This window comes from Psychrobacter nivimaris (genome assembly GCF_904846365.1).
GTDB classification, from domain to species: Bacteria; Pseudomonadota; Gammaproteobacteria; order Pseudomonadales; family Moraxellaceae; genus Psychrobacter; species Psychrobacter nivimaris_B.
Genome location: NZ_CAJHAL010000001.1, coordinates 216,205 through 234,364, shown reverse-complemented (window position 1 = coordinate 234,364; position 18,160 = coordinate 216,205). Strand labels below are relative to the sequence as shown.

The window sequence follows — 18,160 nt, the reverse complement described above, 5'->3', positions numbered from 1 at the left end:
AATTGGTTTTCAGTCTATTTTAGAGAAAGGTTAAACACGCTCGATAATAGTGGCAATTCCCATACCACCGCCCACACATAGCGTAATCATAGCAGTCTGTAAGTCGCGGCGTTCCAACTCATCAAGGACTGTCGTCATTAGCATCGCGCCCGTTGCCCCAAGCGGATGACCCATAGCGATTGCACCACCATTGACGTTGACAATATCAAGCGAGATTCCAAAATCATCAGCGGTATTCATCGGCACAGCAGCGAATGCTTCATTAATCTCCCAAAGGTCTATATCAGAGGCTTGCATGCCCGCTTTATCGAGGGCTTTTTGGCAAGCTGGCGTTGGGCCTGTCAGCATAATGGCAGGCTCTGAACCAATGACTGAGGCCATTGTGATTTTGGCGCGTGGTTTTAGTCCTGCTTTTTGCCCAGCCGCCGCGCTACCGACCAAACAAATCGCCGCCCCATCAACGATGCCAGAAGAATTACCCGCATGATGCACATGATTGACGGTTTCAATCGTGGTGTATCGGTCTAATATCACACTATCAAAGCCCATTTTTCCCGGCATAATAAAAGAAGGTTTAAGACCCGCTAAGGTTTCGACATTGGTATTAGGACGGATGGTTTCGTCTTTATCCAATAGCATCATGCCGTTGATATCGGTGACAGGGACAACAGATTTGTCGTAATAGCCGTTCTCCCAAGCCTGCGCCGCGCGGCGATGTGATTCGGTGGCAAAAGCATCGACATCACTACGGCTAAAGCCTTTAAGCGTTGCAATGGTATCTGCGCCCACCCCTTGCGGTACGAAATGCGTCGCTTCATTGACGCGCGGATCCATGTACCAAGCACCGCCATCTGAGCCCATCGGTACGCGGCTCATAGACTCAACACCGCCCGCCACCACCATGTCTTCCATACCCGACATGATTTTGGCGGCTGCCAGATTAATAGATTCTAGACCAGAGGCACAAAAACGAGACAAGGTAAGACCTGCCACACTTTGTGCCCAACCAGCATCAATGACGGCGATACGCGCAATATCAGAGCCTTGCTCGCCCACTGGGGTCACGCAGCCAAGCACCACATCATCGACCAAACTGGTATCCAAGTTATGACGCTGCTGCATCTCCTTTAATAAGGTACGTGTCAGCCAGATTGGTGACGCCTGATACAAAGAGCCGTCCTTTTTTCCTTTGCCGCGTGGCGTGCGGATAGCATCATAAATATAAGCAGTCTCAGTCATAAAAAATCCTTTTTTTATTTTTTAAATAAACAGTAACTATTGTAATCTTATAATATAAGCGTCTACATAAAGCGTGAAGCCAACTCTTTCATAATCTCATTGGTGCCGCCATAGATTTTTTGCACGCGCGCATCAGCATATAAACGGGCGATAGGATACTCGGTCATATAGCCATAGCCACCAAACAGCTGCACGCATTCATCGATGACTTCGCACTGTTTTTCGGTGACCCAGTATTTGATTAATGACGCATGCGGTACAGACAGTTTGCCATCTAACATCGCATCGACTGCCGCATCACACATGGTACTGGCAGCGAGATAATCGGCATAGCATTCAGCCATCTTAAAACGCGTGTTTTGAAACTTCCAAATAGGTTTGCCAAAGGCTTCACGGCCTTTTACATAATCTAGTGTTAGATTGATAGCCAGCTTCATCGAACCGACCCCTGATAGCGCAATGATTAAACGCTCACGTGGCAACTCCTGCATCATCTGTATAAAGCCCATGCCTTCCACCGTACCCAACAGGTTGGTTTGCGGTACACGGACATTGCTAAAGAAAAGCTCTGAGGTATCTTGAGAGGTCAGGCCAATCTTATCGAGATTGCGCCCACGTTCAAACCCTTCTACGTTGTCCGTTTCTACGATGATAAGTGAGACACCTTGCGCGCCTTTTTCACGGTCTGTTTTGCATGCTAATAAGATAAGATTGGCATGCTGACCATTGGTAATAAAGGTCTTAGAACCATTGATAATGTAATCATCACCGTCTTTTACTGCATAGGTTTTGATGTTTTGTAGGTCGGAGCCAGTGCCAGGCTCAGTCATGGCGATAGCGCCAATATATTCGCCCGTTGCCATTTTTGGTAGCCACGCTTGTTTTTGTGCTTCAGTACCATGGGCCAAAATATAAGGCGCGACAATACCTGAATGCACCATACCGCCAAATCCTGACTGATTGGCCTCAGTCTGTGCGTAGATGAGTGCGGCTTCGTGACCGAAATCGCCACCACCGCCGCCATACTCGCTTGGTATTGCCGCACACAAAAACCCCATCTCGCCCGCTTCTTCCCACGCAGCACGATCGATCATGCCGTTTTTGCGCCACTGCTCATCCTTTGGCTCCCAAGATTGAAACATTTTTAAGGCGCTGTCATACACCATCTGATGTTCTTCGGTCATCCAGTTTGGGGTAAATTTTTCGATACTCATGATGTCTATCCTTGACAAGGTGAAGTGAAGAACAACTATATAGTCAAGTCTATATAAATCCGCTACATCGTCATCCTCGCTAAGCATACTAATGTATAACTTGCACTCGGTTTCCTTGTATCGAAATTATATTAACTGACTATAACTAAGTCGTTTTAAAAAATTATGGTAATATATATTACCGTTATAGATATGCCATAAATTCTTTGTATTTATTAATATACGAGTCTTATACTAGGCTATGAAAAACCACTTCGCAATCCATTAAATAAAAATGGTAATTCAAATTACTCATTAATTTAATGATGAGAATTAGTCAGCAATTTATTCAATTGGTAGGACATATTAAATAGCCCATACTTTAAGAAGCGATAAATATGAAAACCTTTAATCAGTCAGATAGCCTTACGCAAACGCGATCGCTAGCGCCCCTATCCGATATGCGACCAGCAACTTTGGATAAAATTGAGCAAGCCGTTCGTAAGGTCTTTGCAGGATTTGATGCTAATGAGGTGACGATGGCGCAGATTGCAAAGTCTGCAAACGTTTCCTTGCAAACGCTCTACAAGTACTTCGGGGACAAGCAAACGCTGTTTTATACCATTATGGATATTGTGCTCGGCAGATTAGCCGCTCGCATCATGGATCATCTGCAAGGGATTGATAGCGTACAAGATCGTCTACGTAAGACGCTGTGGGTCTGCTTTGATTTTGTCGACTCGCATCCAGATGCGGTGATGGTGCTGTCTTCTGTGTCGGCCTCGCGTATACGTAATATCGCGATCTATGAAAACAAAGAGTTAATTGGCGCGTTTTTGGCGGTATTAGAAGATGGTCAAAATCGTGGGGTGCTCAATGACACTGTCCCACTGCACATACTCTTCGATGTGTTTATGGGATTTATTAGTCGACTTGGCTTAATGCATACCATTCGCCAAACAGAGACGCCATTAAATGCAGAGTTTGATGCGCTATTTGTGATTTTATGGCGCGCCATCTCTAAACCTGAAGCATTAAACAAAAAATTTAATGCAAAGAACCAAAAAGCCCCACGATAAAGTGAGGCTTTTTTATACTGAGTTTTCTAATTTATACTAAGGCTTCTTAGTCGATGAGCTTAGATTATTACACTCTTCATATACTCACAGCATTTTAGATACTGCTGGATTTTGGTAAGCCATAATCTGCATGATCAACCACATGGTTGTTTTGTTCAATCGTCAGTCGATAAACTTTGATAACACCATCGTATGGCAAACTGCCCTCATACTGCTGATAATGCTCGCAGATGCTGTCTTGAATCACTGATTTACGTTGAGCATCGTCTAATTTGGCAAATCCATCTGGGAGACGTATGTGAGCCAAACGTGCAGCATTACCACGAGACACCCAATTATCGACACTCGTAAAGGTAAAATCCACTTCCGCTCGTAAGCTATATCTAGGTAGCGTATTAGAGTGGTTCGTCAAGTCATTTTTAATCTGAGCAATATCTTCTGCGAATGGTTGATATGGTATCTCAAGCACGACAAATAGCTTTGCCAAAAACTCATCAGCGGTAAAGTATTTGTCCATATAGCTGCTATCAAGTCCAAGATATCTATTCGACAGTACATGGCGCAAGCGGTCACAGGCAGGAATGGTATGCTTGATAGGATAACCCATGGCGCTGACAATATCTTGCAAACGTAGCTCAAGTGTGGCTATCTGATTGATTGCATATTGTGCTAAAAGATGGCGTGGGTGATAACGACGGGTATATTGAGATTGGTTGGCAATGTGGCTCATGATATTGAACACCTTAGACTCCTATAACTCCGACGAAAAAGGTTGATATACGCCCAAATAGGCAAAAAATCAGGCACAAATGAGGTTGTCGGAGTACAGGCTCATGCGCTTTACCAGAGTTGTTTTATATCGTGCTGGAAGTTGCAAGGTTTGTCATGCTGCCATGAGACGGTTGTCACAGACGGCGATAACAAAACTGTTAAACCCACGATAGTTCGTTCAATGATGATAGCACAACAGACAGCAGAAAATAAATACCGATATTTGTGACCGTTTGTGAATGGCTATTTTTCACTTTACGTACTCAAGCTCGGACACTTCTATACACTACTTATTCCTATACTAGTACGAGACTAAAGATCGAAAAGTCAGTGTTGAAGCATTAAAAATTATTGCCTAACGATTGACGTCAACGACTATTCGACCACGAACTTTACCATCCAACAACTCGCTTGCTGTCGGAATGACTTCGCTTAGACCAATCTCTCTGGTGATTGCATCCAATTGCGTCATATCCAAACTTGTACTCAAACGCTGCCATGCTTCTACACGCTCATCATAAGGTCGTGTCACACTATTGATACCAAGCAAACTGACTCCGCGCAAAATAAAAGGCGCAACAGTAGCAGGGAAATCCATGCCTTGAGCCAATCCACAAGTAGCGACTAGACCATCCTCACACGTGCTAGCACAAACGTTGGCCAGCGTATGACTACCAACAGAATCAATTGCGGCAGCCCATTTCTCCTTACCAAGTGCACGTCCCGGACTATTCAACTCTGCTCGGTCTATGATCGTCGTTGCACCGAGGCTTTTTAAGTATTCTGCTTCCTCTAGGCGACCCGTAGACGCAGTGACAGAGTAGCCTTGGTTTGCCAAAAGTGCGATGGCAAAGCTACCAACACCGCCATTAGCACCCGTCACCAATACTTCGCCACGCTCTGGTGTCAGTCCATTACGCTCTAACGCGATCAAGCAAAGCATCGCAGTATATCCTGCCGTACCTATTGCCATTGCTTGACTTTCAGTCATCGATTCAGGGAGCGGGATAAGCCAGTCACCGTTTAATCGCGCTTTTTGTGACAGACCGCCCCAATACTTCTCACCCACACTCCAACCATTTAACAACACCTTGTCGCCTGCTTCGTAGCGAGGATGGCTGCTTGTTTCTACAGTTCCTGCTAAATCAATACCTGGAACCATGGGAAATGTGCGTACCACAGGGCTACGACCCGTAATAGCCAATCCATCTTTATAGTTGAGTGTGCTATATGCCACACGGACCGTGACATCCCCTTCTGGCAATTGCGCGTCCTGTATCTCAGTCAGATTAGACTGATAAGCATCATCATTTTTTTCAATTAATATTGCTTTAAACATAGTAGCTCCTATTTAGACCAATCGTCTATAAATGAGTAAAAAATAATTTAGACCGGTCGTCTAAAAATATAGATAAAAAAATTACTTCTGTATCCCTGCTGCAAATCCTCGGAAAAAGGTATCTAATGGGCTGACGTCTTGTACCAACTTGGCACGCAAAACCGCACCTTCCCAACCAATCCAAAAGTAAGCAGCAAGCTCATCACAATCACTATGAGAAGGTATTTGTCCTTGTTGTACTGCCAGACGCAAGCAAGCCGCTAAACGCTCTTGCCAATCAAGCAATATATTTTCTAACTCACAACGAAAACTGTCAGGCAACACCACAATCTCTTGACCCAAGTTACCTACCAAACAACCGCGGCGAAATTCATGCTTGATCATTCCCGACTTAGCATCTTCAACAAAGTCACTAATACGCTGCATAGGAGACACTTGCTCGTTTAAAAAACAATGATCTAGCTTGCGAGCAAAATACAACGCGTACTGCCGCAACACTTCCTGTCCAAACGCTTCTTTGTTTTTGAAGTAATTGTAGAAAGAACCTTTAGGCACATTGATGCGTTTGAGTACGGCATCAATACCAGTGGTAGCAAAGCCTTGCTCTGTCATCATCTCCATCCCAGATCTCAAAAGAGCCTCACGGGTATCCGTAAACTCTCGTTCAACATTGGGTGGACGCCCTCGACGGGCTTTTGGCTTAGTAATCGTCATTCATAGATATTATGACCGATCGTCTTTAATGTCAATCGATTATTTTTAGCGGTTTATTTATCCATCAGTCGCGACAGTTTTTTGACTATCCTTGCTATCAGTCTTCACTATGATACGTCGCCTCATCCATCCAAACAATGGGATCTTCGCACAGATGAGTTAAGTGATACCAAATATCACTACTACGAGCGATACGGTGATGACCGCCTGCAAAATAATCGACGTCCCAGCTATCAGGCAGATTCACTAAGGTTCTTCTAGCCACTGCCACATCAAGACTTTCATCATCGACTTCTACCATGACTCGTACCATCTCGGTATTGTTTGTGGGAAAAGACAGCTTCATATCAACCACGTCAGGGATACGGTCAACCAATACCTCACTTGGATAGATACAAGGCGCAATCAACAGCGCGCGCAAGTTGTATTTATGGGCAAAATGATTGGCAAACCAACCATCAAGCGAATGCCCTGCCAACACCACTCGTGGATACTGTGTCATTTTCTCACAAATCAAAGCATCATAAATCTCAAATATTTCTGCAAAACTCTCGCGGTAATTGACCGTTTGACAGTATTTTGGCTCACGCGTGATAAAAGTATATTTATTGGTATCATTGCTGGAATCAAGACCATGAAAAAACAATAAAAACGTGTCGTTATTTTCGATAGGAAACATCATGAGGTTCTCCTTTTTTAATTATTATTTAGGTTTATTATTGACAACTTGGCTTATAAATCAAACTGGTGTCTGGCTAGCAACCTGCGCTTGATACAGGTTCAAAAACTCCTCACAAGCTTGCATTGAAATATTTTTTGTAAAACCTTCATTAAACCAAAAGTCATAAACTGCTTGGACAATAGCTTTCACCGCTTCCGTATTTTCTGGCTTTTGTGCGGTTAGTTTCATCGCAATGTCTTGCGCCTGTATATCCGACTCACTATAGGGCGCGCTCCAGCCCACGCCATAACGATAAAGCACATCATTGATTGCCAATATGAATATGGCATTTGATATGCCAAATGACCCGATAAGCCTGTCGAGCATTGCACAGCGCTCTTCGTAAATACTGACCTCTATCGGCATATCAGCTTGCTCAAACAGACAGTCACAACTCACCATGTGAGAGGGTTTACTGAAATCATTCCACAGCAATGAATAAGTTCCGCGAACTCCGCCCTTTTCCACTACATTAAATTGCCAAATCGCATAATGAGTATCTGGCCCCTTATAGGGCACATGTATGAACCACTGCATCATCGCATCACTGTCGTACATGATATGAGTACTACCAATCCGCACGCCCTGCTTAGGCAGTACATCTCGATACACGTTATCCATGCCATCACTATAAAGCTTCACTTTATTCAGGTTTTCATCACTGGTATCGCCTAACTTCGCTCGTGCTTCGTTTATATTTCGATAGGGTTTAAAAGGCGCTACCCAACTGAGCGTCTCATCGGTATTATTCACGAAGTAAATATCATCTTCATAACTGTCTACAGAAACCGTTTCGAGGTAAAACAATGGCTGTTTGCGTACTCGGCCTTTCTCATCATTTGCTAGTGCCGTTATACCAGATAGCTTTGAGCCATCCGACCATTGCATATTATCTAACCGTTTTTTCTCAAACTGATACGTTAATGTCGTCATCGTTATATCCTTATTATTTTGATTTTGGTTTTTTCGCTGCAGTTTTTCATTGTTGTTATATTCTGAATGCTGATTTCAAGCCAGCCGAGCCTATTCGCCATTGTTTAAATGACGTCATTATCTATAAAGTTACGTAAATTAATCGACTTGGTAAGGTAGTATTTTTTTAATTCCGATGGGCTTTTTAGCCACAGTTTTTTGCTGTTGCATTGCTTATATTTTTGCAATGTTAACGAGTTTTTTTCTACTAAGTTTTTTGTTTATCAATAAATATAATTTTTTGGGTTTATACAGGCACAGAAGTTTAGGATTAAACGTAAATAACACTACTAGAAAGACTGCGCTAAGATAGCGTTTAAAAACTCAATTAAGAAGTGAAGCATTGCGCTCCGAGGGTTAACTGGTTTTCATCTCATGTCATTTTGCCTGACCTAATAACTATAGTATAAGCTCACATAAAAATAAAGCTGTTTAAAACCTTATACGACAACTGGTGTCGCTTCTTCTTAAATGAATTGTAGTTTAATCATTAGCAAGTATCCCAACGCATTCAATATAATTAGCGACAGTTTCATATTGCTCAAGTATCTTCAATAAACGTCCAATTAACAATCCTTATCAAAAAACACCTTTCACGATTGGCTTGGGCTTGCTATCTTGCCCCGCAAACCTTGTATTCTACTTAAGCCTGCCCCACTTTGACCTATCACACGTAGTATTCGTATCTGTATTGGATTTTATGACACATAATAATGAGGCCAGCTCAAACGCTCGCCGAAATCAGTATTTTCAAGTATTTTTGATGGGCGTTAGTGCCTTTATTATGAACACCACAGAATTTGTTCCTGTGGCACTGTTGAGCGACATTGCCCAAGATTTCTCTATTACGACGGCAGAGACTGGCTGGATGTTGACACTCTATGCTTGGATTGTCGCAGCGATGTCATTACCACTAATGCTACTAACCAGTCGATTTGAGCGCAAGCGGTTGCTCTTAGGGCTTTTTGCCGTATTTATTGCCAGTCACGTACTGTCCGTATTTGCCTGGAGCTTTGATGTGCTGCTCATTAGCCGAGTTGGAATTGCATTATCTCATGCGATATTTTGGTCGATCACAGCTGCTATCGCGATACGCGTCGCACCTGAAGGCAAAAAAGCCATGGCGCTTAGTGTACTGGCGACGGGTACGTCGTTAGCAATGGTACTGGGTGTGCCGCTGGGGCGTTTGGTTGGGCAATGGTTTGGCTGGCGAGCGACCTTTGGCGGTATTGGCGTCATTGCCTTAATTGTATTTATTCTACAAGCGAGACTCTTACCAACGCTACCTAGTATGTTTGAGGGGTCTTTTAGAAAGATTCCAGAACTCCTCAAAAACCCCTTATTGGTCTGTCTATACTTGCTTATTTTATTGGTCTTTACAGCGCACTACACAGCTTATTCTTATATAGAACCATTCATGCGCAAAGTCGGTAATATCAGTGAAAATGCTGCTACTTTTGTACTGTTACTATTCGGTGCAGCAGGAATTGTAGGCAGTATTATTTTCAGTCGTTGGGGCGATCGGTTCAATACCAGATTGATGCTGATATCGACCATACTGATGCTCGTGTCTATGCTTGCGCTGTTGCTAGCAGTGACCTCTGTATGGGCCCTCAGCTTTATCGCCTTACTATGGGGCGCGGCGCTCATGCTACTAATTATCTCCATGCAGGCCAAAGTCATCATGGTCGATGTCAATGCGCAAGACATGCTGATGTCGATGTTCTCAGGCATTATCAACTTAGGGATTGGTACGGGTGCACTATTCGGCGGTTATGCCGTGACGCACATTTCACTATCTAGCGTAGGATATACAGGTGCGGCTATCGCAGTTGTGGCGTTACTCTTGATGCTATTTATGATCAAGTGCTTTCCTGAATTGAGTAAACGACTTGGCTAGCTAATAAACTGATATTAGATAATAGCCAAAAAACAGTAGTTAGTAGGTAACTGTCAGGAACAGCAAGCAGAATGCCAGCCATCTAAATGGGCTGGCTTTTTCTTTATGCGTGAATATAACAATGTAGCCTGTAAATCATTTCAAGGATTTTTTACACATTCATTGAACGAACGTTCAGGTGCGGTTATACTAATTTTATTGGACATGAGTATGCTTAGAATATAAGCGTATTCAATAAAGGACTGATAGGGATTAAGCACAAAAGGATGAGTGTGAAATGGATACTATTCAAAACAAGGAAGTCATTACCTACGATCTAAATTTAGTAACGATATATATTACGAGTTTTCAACTTGATGGAGATTCGTGATGGCTGACGGAATGACTCAACAAGACAGTCCAGATCAAAGAAATCAAGATAACACTGCGCCCCTTAGATTGGGTAAATTGCATTACGCTTGGATAGTCGCTGCGACAGGCTCTATAGCAATGTTCTGTGGACTTGGGTTAGGACGATTCGCATTTGGCATGTTACTACCGTCCATGTCGCCTTCTTTAGGGTTAAATTATACTCAAAGTGGAATCTTGGGATTCACTAACCTGATAGGATATCTGGTTGCAGTGCTTCTAAGCCCTTTTATTCTACCTCGGTTGGGTACTCGAACGACTGCGACGGCTAGTCTACTCCTCATTGCAGTCTCTATGTTCGGTATGGCTTTTACCATCAGTTCTCCCATACTTTGCGCGCTATATGTGTTGACGGGTATTGGTAGCGGCGGCGTGGTCTTACCAGTGATGAGCGTCATGTCGCATTGGTTTTTCCCTTCACACCGCGGGCTTGCTCTAGGACTGGTCATGGCTAGGCCTGGATTTGGTATCATTTTATCGGGATTTGTCGTACCCAAACTCTTACCCATCTCTACTCTACTGTCTTGGCAGACAGGTTGGCTAATTTTTGCCGTAATTAATATTGCGGTAGCTTGGCTTACCTTTACTTTGATTCGCAATCATCCAGACAATGTCAGCCAAAGCCCTTTTGGGCGCGCACCTACCTTACCTGTTAAAAATAAGAAAAAGCTAGAACGTAGCAATATTAAACTACTCGTACATCTAGGTGTCATTTTTGCTATTTATGGCGCTACTTATATGGTTTACGTTACCTTCATAGTGACCAGTATGGTTGGCTCGTATCAACTGAGTGAAGCGGCGGCTGGTGGTGTATGGGCATGGATTGGACTGCTTAGCATGTTCTCAGGCATGTTGTTTGGCTGGATTTCTGACCATATTGGTAGACGCCTTGGGCTTGCTTTGGCCTTTGTTTTCCTTGCCAGCGCTTACCTCTTGGTCGGATTGACTGATTGGCATTCAGGACTGTATTTGTCAATTATTCTGTTTGGCTTAGTGGTGTGGAGTGTGCCTGTCATCATGGCAGCTTCTGCAGGCGATTATTTCGGGCCTGCGGCGGCGGCAAGTGCGCTCGCAGCGCTGACTTTTGCTTTTTCAGGTGGACAGGCTCTTGGGCCAGTAGCCGCAGGTTATCTTGCAGAAATCACTAGAGATTTTAGTATCAGTTATATGATATCTGGTATCGTCGCTTTTGTAGCACTTGGACTCGCCTTATTATTGCGTCCACAAAAACAAGCTTAATTTCAGTTTACATAATATTGATACTGCTAGCTAGCTATACCTTACTCTTGCCGCCAGTGACATAGATATGCACACTTGGCCTGATTATCTTATTATGGAGTGCTGAGTTTATACTATATATAATTGAGCAGTTTTCCAAGTTGAGTAGCTAGATGACTAAACTATTGACCAAATAACTCTCTAAAAATCCACTTTACCGCGCAAAGCCTTTGTCTTACCGCGCTGGGTCTTTTTATCCACCCGTTTACGTTTGGCATTTCTGCTTGGCTTGGTAGGCCTTCTCGTTTTATTCACGTAAGTGGTTTTGGTGATAAAACTTTGCAAACGCTCAAGCGCATCTATTCTATTGCGCTCTTGCGTTCGAAACTGCTGCGCCTTGATAATTAGCACGCCTTCCTTGGTTATTCGGCTATCTTTACTATTTAGCAGTCGCTGCTTGTACTCATCGCTCAGACTTGAGTTATTAATATCAAAACGCAGGTGAATGGCAGAAGATACTTTGTTGACATTCTGCCCACCTGCGCCTTGCGCTCGTATGGCGCTGATCTCTACCTCATTATCATTGAGGCTAATATTATTATTAATAAAAATCATAGTATGCTGTTATCGAATGTGAATGGATATGGTTTATGATAAAGCATTATATAGTCAATCCTCTATAAATTAGGTACGGTGTCAGTCTCGCTTAGTATACTGCTTGTAATACTTCCACTCGGCTTTCTAGGGCGTGTCCTCATTTTAAGAATGGCGATAAAAATGAGATAAATCGCAGTCAAACAAGGAAAATAGCGCAGATAATAGTCAGCTATTTGACGCCATTTGGCAAGATTTAGCCGTTTTCAACCCATTTAGATAACTATCGATTAAATTGAGGACACGCCCTAGTAACCAAATTATATTGAACCGACTACTTATATTTAACTAAATATGGATTGGCCTGCTACTTTGCCAACAGTTGACGACTACGCTCAATCACTGGTGCATCGACCATCTCGCCATCTATTTTGAATACTGCCTGCCCGCTCCGCTCATACTCCTCGACTACATGCTGTGCAAATAACAAAGTCTCATCTGTTGGTTGCAATGTTTGTTGGACAACTGCCACTTGCTTGGGATGGATACATAGCATTCCTGACATCCCCATTTGTGACCATAACTGTACTCGATCGCTCAGTCCAACTTTATTGTTGAAGTCAGGATAAATGGTATCGATGGGTGGCGATAATTGGTGCACTTTGGACGTCAGGATTAGTTGATAGCGGATTTGATTGGCGATAATATCTGCGGCAGGTGTTCCTACTTGTACTTGCAAATCATTGCACAGATCTAAAAATCCATAACTAAATGCGGCCAGTCCGACTGCTTTTGCCATACTATCGATTTGATACAATCCTATCGCACTCTCAATCAGTGCAATCACGGGTAAATTGGTAAGCTGATGTACGCTTTCTATATCATCTACTTGCTCAGCTTTGGCCAATAATACTCCCGCTAAATGTGACATCTTCTGACAGAGAACTATGTCCTTAAAAAACTCCTCGCTACCTGCCTTATTAATACGTACCCAAATCGGCTGATAATCTTTACTGTCATGATACTGTTGCAATGCTTCACGTGCGGATGCTTTGTCTTCTGGCGCAACGGCATCCTCTAAATCGACAATAACCGCATCTGCTCCACTAGCAAATGCTTTCGCTACTCTATCGATGCGAGTCGCTGGCACAAACAGCCATGTTTTATTTTGAGAAATCATATTTATTTTATTTTTGATAACTGAATCCATGCTTAATTCCTATATTTTTCAAGTAGCGGTTAGCAGCTTTATTATGCCATTATATCGCTGTTCCTCATTCAAAATTAGCGATTTATTCGATAGTGCAAAACCAAGATTACTTAAACATTCCATTAAAAAACCAAATCAAAAGAGCCGCATGAAAATGAATCTCATGCGGCTCTTCATAGTAAATTGTTCTTGAACTTATATGCTGTATTTTGCTAATTAAGCTAACATACCGCCGTCGACAACGATAGTCGCACCTGTAGTATAGCTTGAAGCGTCCGATACTAGATACAATACGGTACCAGCCATTTCATCAGGCTCAGCCACACGTCCTAGCGGAATTGAGTGTAGCGCCATTTTTAAGACTTTATCGTTGGTAGTCAAAGCCGAGGCAAACTTAGTATCTGTCAAACCTGGCAATAGCGCATTAACACGGATATTAAGTGGGCCACATTCTTTAGCAAAGGCTTTGGTCATGCTAATGACTGCCGCTTTGGTGATTGAGTAGATGCCTTGCTTATCGCCTGCTACTAAACCATTGACTGATGCGGTATTCAAGATGACACCGCCACCCTGCTCTTTCATCATTTTGCCAGCGGCCGTCGACATAAAGAAGTAACCGCGGATATTAACTTCAACCGTTTTATCAAAGGCGGCTAAATCCGTGTCTAAGATATGGCCATAGTAAGGGTTGGCTGCTGCATTATTAACTAAGATATCAATTTGACCAAATTCACTTTTGATATGCTCAAAAATTGCGTCAATTTGCTCCATGTCTCCTACATGACAAGCGAAAGCACTGGCCTTGTGACCATCAGCTTTGATGCTATCTGCGACTGCTTGGCACGCATCAATTTTGCGGCTTGAGACAATCACATGTGCGCCTCTTGATGCCAATAGACGGGCAATAGACTCACCAATACCACGGCTAGCACCAGTTACTAGAGCAACCTTACCAGTTAAATCAAATAAATCTTTCATAGTTGTTCCTTATATTTTTATAAACTTTATATTTTCAATAATTCTTGAGCGCTAAATTCATGTATCTAAAATCAGATAACTAAATGCAGATAATCGTTGTCAAAACTAACAGCGATTATCGAGCACTAATGAACTAAACTGAAAGCGCTCAACGATCACAGTTACGCTAGCATACCACCATCTAAGGTGAAGGCATGGCCATTCATAAAGCTGCTTTCATCGCTGGCAAGCCACGCAATCGCACTAGAGATTTCACTGACGTTTCCTAGGCGGCGCAGTGGACTGGCCTTAATCGTTGCTTGCTGCGTACGCTCATCCATCGTTGCCATGGTATTGCGTACCATTGGCGTATCAATGAAGCTTGGGCATACAGCGTTAAAACGGATATTGGCACGGGCATACTCATGGGCAGCAGATTTGGTCAGACCCATGACCCCATGTTTAGCTGCACTGTAGGCTGATATCATAGGCGCTGAACGCAAACCTGCAATAGATGCGACGTTGATCACATGACCACCGCCATTAGGCAGCATACAATTGACTGCAGCACGCATACAGTGCCAAACGCCTTTTAAATTCACTGCGATATTACGATCAAAATCATCATCACTTAGCTCATGCATTGGTGAAGGCTTGTGGTCGATACCAGCGTTATTCACCACAACATCTAGGCCACCAAGCGTTTCTACTGCAAAGTCAAACAACGCACGCACTTCATCACCACTGGTCACGTCTACTTTTTTAAAGACGATACTGTTGCCAGCATCTTGGCCTTGCTTGGCAACCGCTTCACCCATCTCTTCTGCCATATCACCAATAACGACTTTTGCGCCGCGGCTGGCCAGCAACAACGCGCTTGCTGCCCCGATGCCTGATGCACCGCCCGTGATCAAAATTCGTTTGCCAGCTACATCTGATGCAATTCCATTTGTATTCAGTGTCATGATCTATCCCTCTACCTTAAGTACTAATTTGCCGAAGTTTTCACCATTAAAGAGCATCATCAAAGTATCAGGGAACGTCTCGATACCTTCAACGATATGATCTTTCACTTTCATATCACCTGACTGAATCCAGCCAGCAATCTCTTTCATGGCGATTGGGTATTCTTTGATATTATCGAACACCACGATGCCTTCCATGCGAGCACGATTGACCAACAGTGATAGATAGTTCGATGGGCCTTTTACTGCTGTGGTGTTGTTATATTGGCTGATAGCCCCGCAAATAACGATACGCGCATGTAGATTAATCTGAGTAAGCACGTCATTTAAGATATCACCGCCTACGTTGTCAAAGTATACATCGACGCCGTCTGGGCAGGTTTTTTTTAGTGCTTTTTTCACATCTTCGTTTTTGTAATCAATCGTCGCATCAAACCCAAGCTCATCGACCAAGAACTTGCATTTCTCAGCACCGCCCGCGATACCGACGACGCGGCAGCCTTTAATTTTGGCAATCTGACCGACCAAGCTACCAACCGCACCAGCAGCGCCAGAGACGACCACGGTCTCACCCGCTTTTGGCTGACCCGTCTTTAGGAGACCGAAATACCCTGTCATCCCCGGCATACCGAGTACACCCAAGTAATAAGACAGCGGCGCTAGGCTCGGATCAACTTTATGCAGACCAGTACCATCGCTGACCGCATATGACTGTACGCCGTCGTGACCTGCGACATAGTCACCTACTGCAAATTTTTCATTTTTACTTTCAATCACTTCACCCACGGTACCGGCGCGCATAACCTCACCAATTTGTACTGGTGCGATATAAGATTTGGCATCGTTCAACCAACCCCGCATCGCCGGATCGATAGAGATGTATTCAACCTTAATCAGCAACTGACCATCAGTAATCGTCGGTATTTCTGTCTCGGTATAATCCCAAGTCTCAGCGCTTGGCTCGCCTACAGGTCTTGCTTTTAGGCGCCATTGTTTGTTTATCGTTGTCATGTCTCTTTCCTTAGAGTTGTTCTTAGAACCAGTCCGCTTGCATATCAGTGCAAACCGAGTTGGTGTTGGTTAATAATTCGATGTCGCGTTTAACTAATGGTAGTTCCCAATCGATGAAGTATTTGGCCGCTTGTATCTTGCCTTTATAAAAATTCTGCTGCTCGACATCTTGCGTCGTACTTAGTAGCTGCTCGGCTTTACTGGCTTGGCGAATCCAAATCCAGCTCAGTACAATTGAGGCAAAAATATTCATTAATGCTTGAGCATTACCAGTCAATGTCAGCGCTTCTTCTGTCTGCAACACTTTGCCCAAATGCACGAGCACTTCATGCAGCTGACCCATGTAAGGCATCAGCTTGCCTGCAAGTTGCGCGCTCTCAGGCGTAGTGATACTTTCTAAATCTTGTGTAATCTCACGTTTTAGGATTTGAATGCCTAACCCACCTTTTTGCCATAACTTGCGGAATGACAAATCTAGCGCCTGCACACCGTTTGTGCCTTCATGGATAGGATTTAGACGATTGTCACGCCAAAATTGCTCAGCTTGATATTCACGCGTATAGCCTGCGCCGCCTAATACCTGAATACCTAAGTCATTGGCTTTTGGGCCATACTCAGATGGCCATGCTTTTAGCACTGGCGTTAGCAAATCCAACAACTCTGTTAGCTCATTTTTTAGCGTTTCGTCTTCACAGGTATTGATACGGTCAATTAGGTTTGAACCATATAGACATAATGAGATGCCGCCTTCAGAGTAAGCTTTTTGTGCCAACAGCATGCGCTTTACGTCACCATGCTGAATAATGGCCGTTGCATCATCTTCAGGCTTATTGTTTGGCGCAATGCGACCTTGTGTACGGTCTTTGGCATAATCTAGCGAGTACTGATAGCCACGATAACCAATCATAGAAGCGCCAAAACCGACAGCGATACGTGCCTCATTCATCATCTTGAACATATAACGCAAGCCAAAATGCTCTTCGCCGATCAAATAACCATGACAATCGCCTTCATCACCGAAGCTCAATGCCGTAGAAGTCGCACCTCTATAACCAAGCTTATGAATCAACCCAGTCAAATGTACATCGTTACGCTCGCCTACAGACATATCATCGTTCAAGCGATACTTAGGCACGGCAAATAAAGAGATACCTTTGACGCCACCTGGGCCACCTGGCACTTTGGCCAATACCAAATGTACAATATTGTCAGACAGCTCATGATCACCTGCTGAGATATAAATCTTGCTGCCTTTGACGCGATACGAGCCATCGTCTTGTTTTACCGCGATGGTTTTGATATCGGCAAGTGATGAACCTGCATGCGGCTCTGTTAAAGCCATAGTGCCAGTAAATTCACCTGTCAGCATACGCGGCATAAAGGCTGCTTTGATATCATCACTAGCAAAATGAGAGATGACGTTGATTGCCGCAGTGGTCAGAAATGGATAGGCAGTCGTTGATGGATTGGCTGCCATAAAGTAACCTGCCACAGCAGTCATCACCGTCTCAGGCAGCTGCATGCCGCCATCTTCAAAGCTATAACGACCGGCGATAAAGCCAGACTCGCGGAACGCATCAAAAGCCACCTTTACATCGTTTATCATGCTGACTTTCTTACCATCGAACTGAGGCTCGTTCTTATCCGCAATATGGTTGTGCGGTAAAAATAAATCTGTCGCAATCTTATTTGCCGTCTCTAATACAGCATCAAATGTCTCGCGGCTATGTTCGGAGAACTTTGCGTGTTCAGTGAGTGATTCTGTGCCTAGCACATCATACAATTGGAAAGGTAATTCAAAATCGTTTAGGAGGGTATCTGCGGCCATAGTATTCTCGTTAACTGATTAAATGTGGTTATCAATTGATA

At 43.7% G+C, this 18,160-nt stretch carries 16 protein-coding genes; 3 read left to right on the top strand and 13 right to left on the bottom strand.

The genetic code is table 11. The features are described from left to right. Positions 1-30: 30 nt before the first annotated feature. Both JMX63_RS01005 and JMX63_RS01000 read right to left on the bottom strand, forming a co-directional pair. Positions 31-1,239, bottom strand: a complete 1,209-nt coding sequence (locus JMX63_RS01005; RefSeq protein WP_201570176.1) for an acetyl-CoA C-acetyltransferase — start codon at positions 1,237-1,239, stop codon at positions 31-33. Positions 1,240-1,301: 62 nt separating this feature from the next. Then, positions 1,302-2,453: an acyl-CoA dehydrogenase family protein gene (locus JMX63_RS01000; protein WP_102090554.1), complete on the bottom strand. Its 1,152-nt coding sequence runs from the start codon at positions 2,451-2,453 to the stop codon at positions 1,302-1,304. Between the two features lie 377 nt (positions 2,454-2,830). Here JMX63_RS01000 and JMX63_RS00995 point away from each other — a divergent pair, with 377 nt between their 5' ends. After that, the gene (locus JMX63_RS00995; RefSeq protein ID WP_201570174.1) at positions 2,831-3,511 is read left to right on the top strand and encodes a TetR/AcrR family transcriptional regulator; all 681 of its coding nucleotides are present in this window, start codon (positions 2,831-2,833) and stop codon (positions 3,509-3,511) included. 94 nt (positions 3,512-3,605) lie between these two features. On the opposite strand, the gene JMX63_RS00990 is transcribed toward JMX63_RS00995, so the two are convergent. The 5 genes from JMX63_RS00990 to JMX63_RS00970 all read right to left on the bottom strand — a co-directional run bounded on the left by JMX63_RS00990 (position 3,606) and on the right by JMX63_RS00970 (position 7,989). Then, on the bottom strand, positions 3,606-4,241 hold the full coding sequence (locus JMX63_RS00990) for a hypothetical protein (RefSeq protein ID WP_201570172.1): 636 nt from the start codon (positions 4,239-4,241) through the stop codon (positions 3,606-3,608). A gap of 396 nt (positions 4,242-4,637) precedes the next feature. Further along, on the bottom strand, positions 4,638-5,621 hold the full coding sequence (acuI, locus tag JMX63_RS00985) for an acrylyl-CoA reductase (NADPH) (RefSeq protein ID WP_201570170.1): 984 nt from the start codon (positions 5,619-5,621) through the stop codon (positions 4,638-4,640). A gap of 81 nt (positions 5,622-5,702) precedes the next feature. Further along, positions 5,703-6,335 carry an acrylate utilization transcriptional regulator AcuR gene (gene acuR / locus JMX63_RS00980; protein ID WP_201570168.1) on the bottom strand — a complete coding sequence of 211 codons (633 nt, stop codon included), beginning with the start codon at positions 6,333-6,335 and terminating at the stop codon, positions 5,703-5,705. Positions 6,336-6,432: 97 nt separating this feature from the next. Next, a complete protein-coding gene (locus JMX63_RS00975; protein WP_201570166.1) occupies positions 6,433-7,017 on the bottom strand; it encodes a YqiA/YcfP family alpha/beta fold hydrolase in 585 nt (194 codons plus the stop codon). A 57-nt stretch (positions 7,018-7,074) separates the two neighbouring features. Continuing rightward, the gene (locus tag JMX63_RS00970) at positions 7,075-7,989 is read right to left on the bottom strand and encodes a hypothetical protein (RefSeq protein ID WP_201570163.1); all 915 of its coding nucleotides are present in this window, start codon (positions 7,987-7,989) and stop codon (positions 7,075-7,077) included. A gap of 739 nt (positions 7,990-8,728) precedes the next feature. Here JMX63_RS00970 and JMX63_RS00965 point away from each other — a divergent pair. Further along, entirely contained in the window at positions 8,729-9,928 is a 1,200-nt protein-coding gene (locus JMX63_RS00965; RefSeq protein WP_201570161.1) for a sugar transporter, read from the top strand. A gap of 369 nt (positions 9,929-10,297) precedes the next feature. Beyond that, the gene (locus tag JMX63_RS00960; RefSeq protein ID WP_201570159.1) at positions 10,298-11,575 is read left to right on the top strand and encodes an MFS transporter; all 1,278 of its coding nucleotides are present in this window, start codon (positions 10,298-10,300) and stop codon (positions 11,573-11,575) included. Between the two features lie 180 nt (positions 11,576-11,755). Here the strand turns inward: JMX63_RS00960 and arfB are convergent, their stop codons facing one another. The 6 genes from arfB to JMX63_RS00930 all read right to left on the bottom strand — a co-directional run bounded on the left by arfB (position 11,756) and on the right by JMX63_RS00930 (position 18,119). Further along, complete coding sequence (gene arfB, locus JMX63_RS00955; protein ID WP_201570157.1) at positions 11,756-12,169, bottom strand: alternative ribosome rescue aminoacyl-tRNA hydrolase ArfB; 414 nt, start codon at positions 12,167-12,169, stop codon at positions 11,756-11,758. Positions 12,170-12,515: 346 nt separating this feature from the next. Further along, the gene (locus JMX63_RS00950; protein ID WP_201570153.1) at positions 12,516-13,358 is read right to left on the bottom strand and encodes an HpcH/HpaI aldolase/citrate lyase family protein; all 843 of its coding nucleotides are present in this window, start codon (positions 13,356-13,358) and stop codon (positions 12,516-12,518) included. Between the two features lie 216 nt (positions 13,359-13,574). Next, a complete protein-coding gene (locus JMX63_RS00945; RefSeq protein WP_101205627.1) occupies positions 13,575-14,336 on the bottom strand; it encodes an SDR family oxidoreductase in 762 nt (253 codons plus the stop codon). Between the two features lie 161 nt (positions 14,337-14,497). Next, a complete protein-coding gene (locus JMX63_RS00940; RefSeq protein WP_057760664.1) occupies positions 14,498-15,280 on the bottom strand; it encodes an SDR family NAD(P)-dependent oxidoreductase in 783 nt (260 codons plus the stop codon). 3 nt (positions 15,281-15,283) lie between these two features. Continuing rightward, entirely contained in the window at positions 15,284-16,291 is a 1,008-nt protein-coding gene (locus JMX63_RS00935; RefSeq protein WP_102091185.1) for an NADP-dependent oxidoreductase, read from the bottom strand. Between the two features lie 22 nt (positions 16,292-16,313). Beyond that, the gene (locus JMX63_RS00930) at positions 16,314-18,119 is read right to left on the bottom strand and encodes an acyl-CoA dehydrogenase (RefSeq protein ID WP_201570152.1); all 1,806 of its coding nucleotides are present in this window, start codon (positions 18,117-18,119) and stop codon (positions 16,314-16,316) included. Positions 18,120-18,160 lie beyond the last annotated feature (41 nt).

Coding starts and splice junctions, on each gene's coding strand:
- JMX63_RS00940 (WP_057760664.1), bottom strand. CDS start 15,280: ATGACACTGAATACAAATGGAATTGCATCAGATGTAGCTGGCAAACGA.
- JMX63_RS00995 (WP_201570174.1), top strand. CDS start 2,831: ATGAAAACCTTTAATCAGTCAGATAGCCTTACGCAAACGCGATCGCTA.
- JMX63_RS00930 (WP_201570152.1), bottom strand. CDS start 18,119: ATGGCCGCAGATACCCTCCTAAACGATTTTGAATTACCTTTCCAATTG.
- JMX63_RS00970 (WP_201570163.1), bottom strand. CDS start 7,989: ATGACGACATTAACGTATCAGTTTGAGAAAAAACGGTTAGATAATATG.
- JMX63_RS00990 (WP_201570172.1), bottom strand. CDS start 4,241: ATGAGCCACATTGCCAACCAATCTCAATATACCCGTCGTTATCACCCA.
- JMX63_RS00935 (WP_102091185.1), bottom strand. CDS start 16,291: ATGACAACGATAAACAAACAATGGCGCCTAAAAGCAAGACCTGTAGGC.
- JMX63_RS00965 (WP_201570161.1), top strand. CDS start 8,729: ATGACACATAATAATGAGGCCAGCTCAAACGCTCGCCGAAATCAGTAT.
- JMX63_RS00960 (WP_201570159.1), top strand. CDS start 10,298: ATGGCTGACGGAATGACTCAACAAGACAGTCCAGATCAAAGAAATCAA.
- JMX63_RS01005 (WP_201570176.1), bottom strand. CDS start 1,239: ATGACTGAGACTGCTTATATTTATGATGCTATCCGCACGCCACGCGGC.
- JMX63_RS01000 (WP_102090554.1), bottom strand. CDS start 2,453: ATGAGTATCGAAAAATTTACCCCAAACTGGATGACCGAAGAACATCAG.
- acuR (WP_201570168.1), bottom strand. CDS start 6,335: ATGACGATTACTAAGCCAAAAGCCCGTCGAGGGCGTCCACCCAATGTT.
- arfB (WP_201570157.1), bottom strand. CDS start 12,169: ATGATTTTTATTAATAATAATATTAGCCTCAATGATAATGAGGTAGAG.
- JMX63_RS00950 (WP_201570153.1), bottom strand. CDS start 13,358: ATGGATTCAGTTATCAAAAATAAAATAAATATGATTTCTCAAAATAAA.
- acuI (WP_201570170.1), bottom strand. CDS start 5,621: ATGTTTAAAGCAATATTAATTGAAAAAAATGATGATGCTTATCAGTCT.
- JMX63_RS00975 (WP_201570166.1), bottom strand. CDS start 7,017: ATGATGTTTCCTATCGAAAATAACGACACGTTTTTATTGTTTTTTCAT.
- JMX63_RS00945 (WP_101205627.1), bottom strand. CDS start 14,336: ATGAAAGATTTATTTGATTTAACTGGTAAGGTTGCTCTAGTAACTGGT.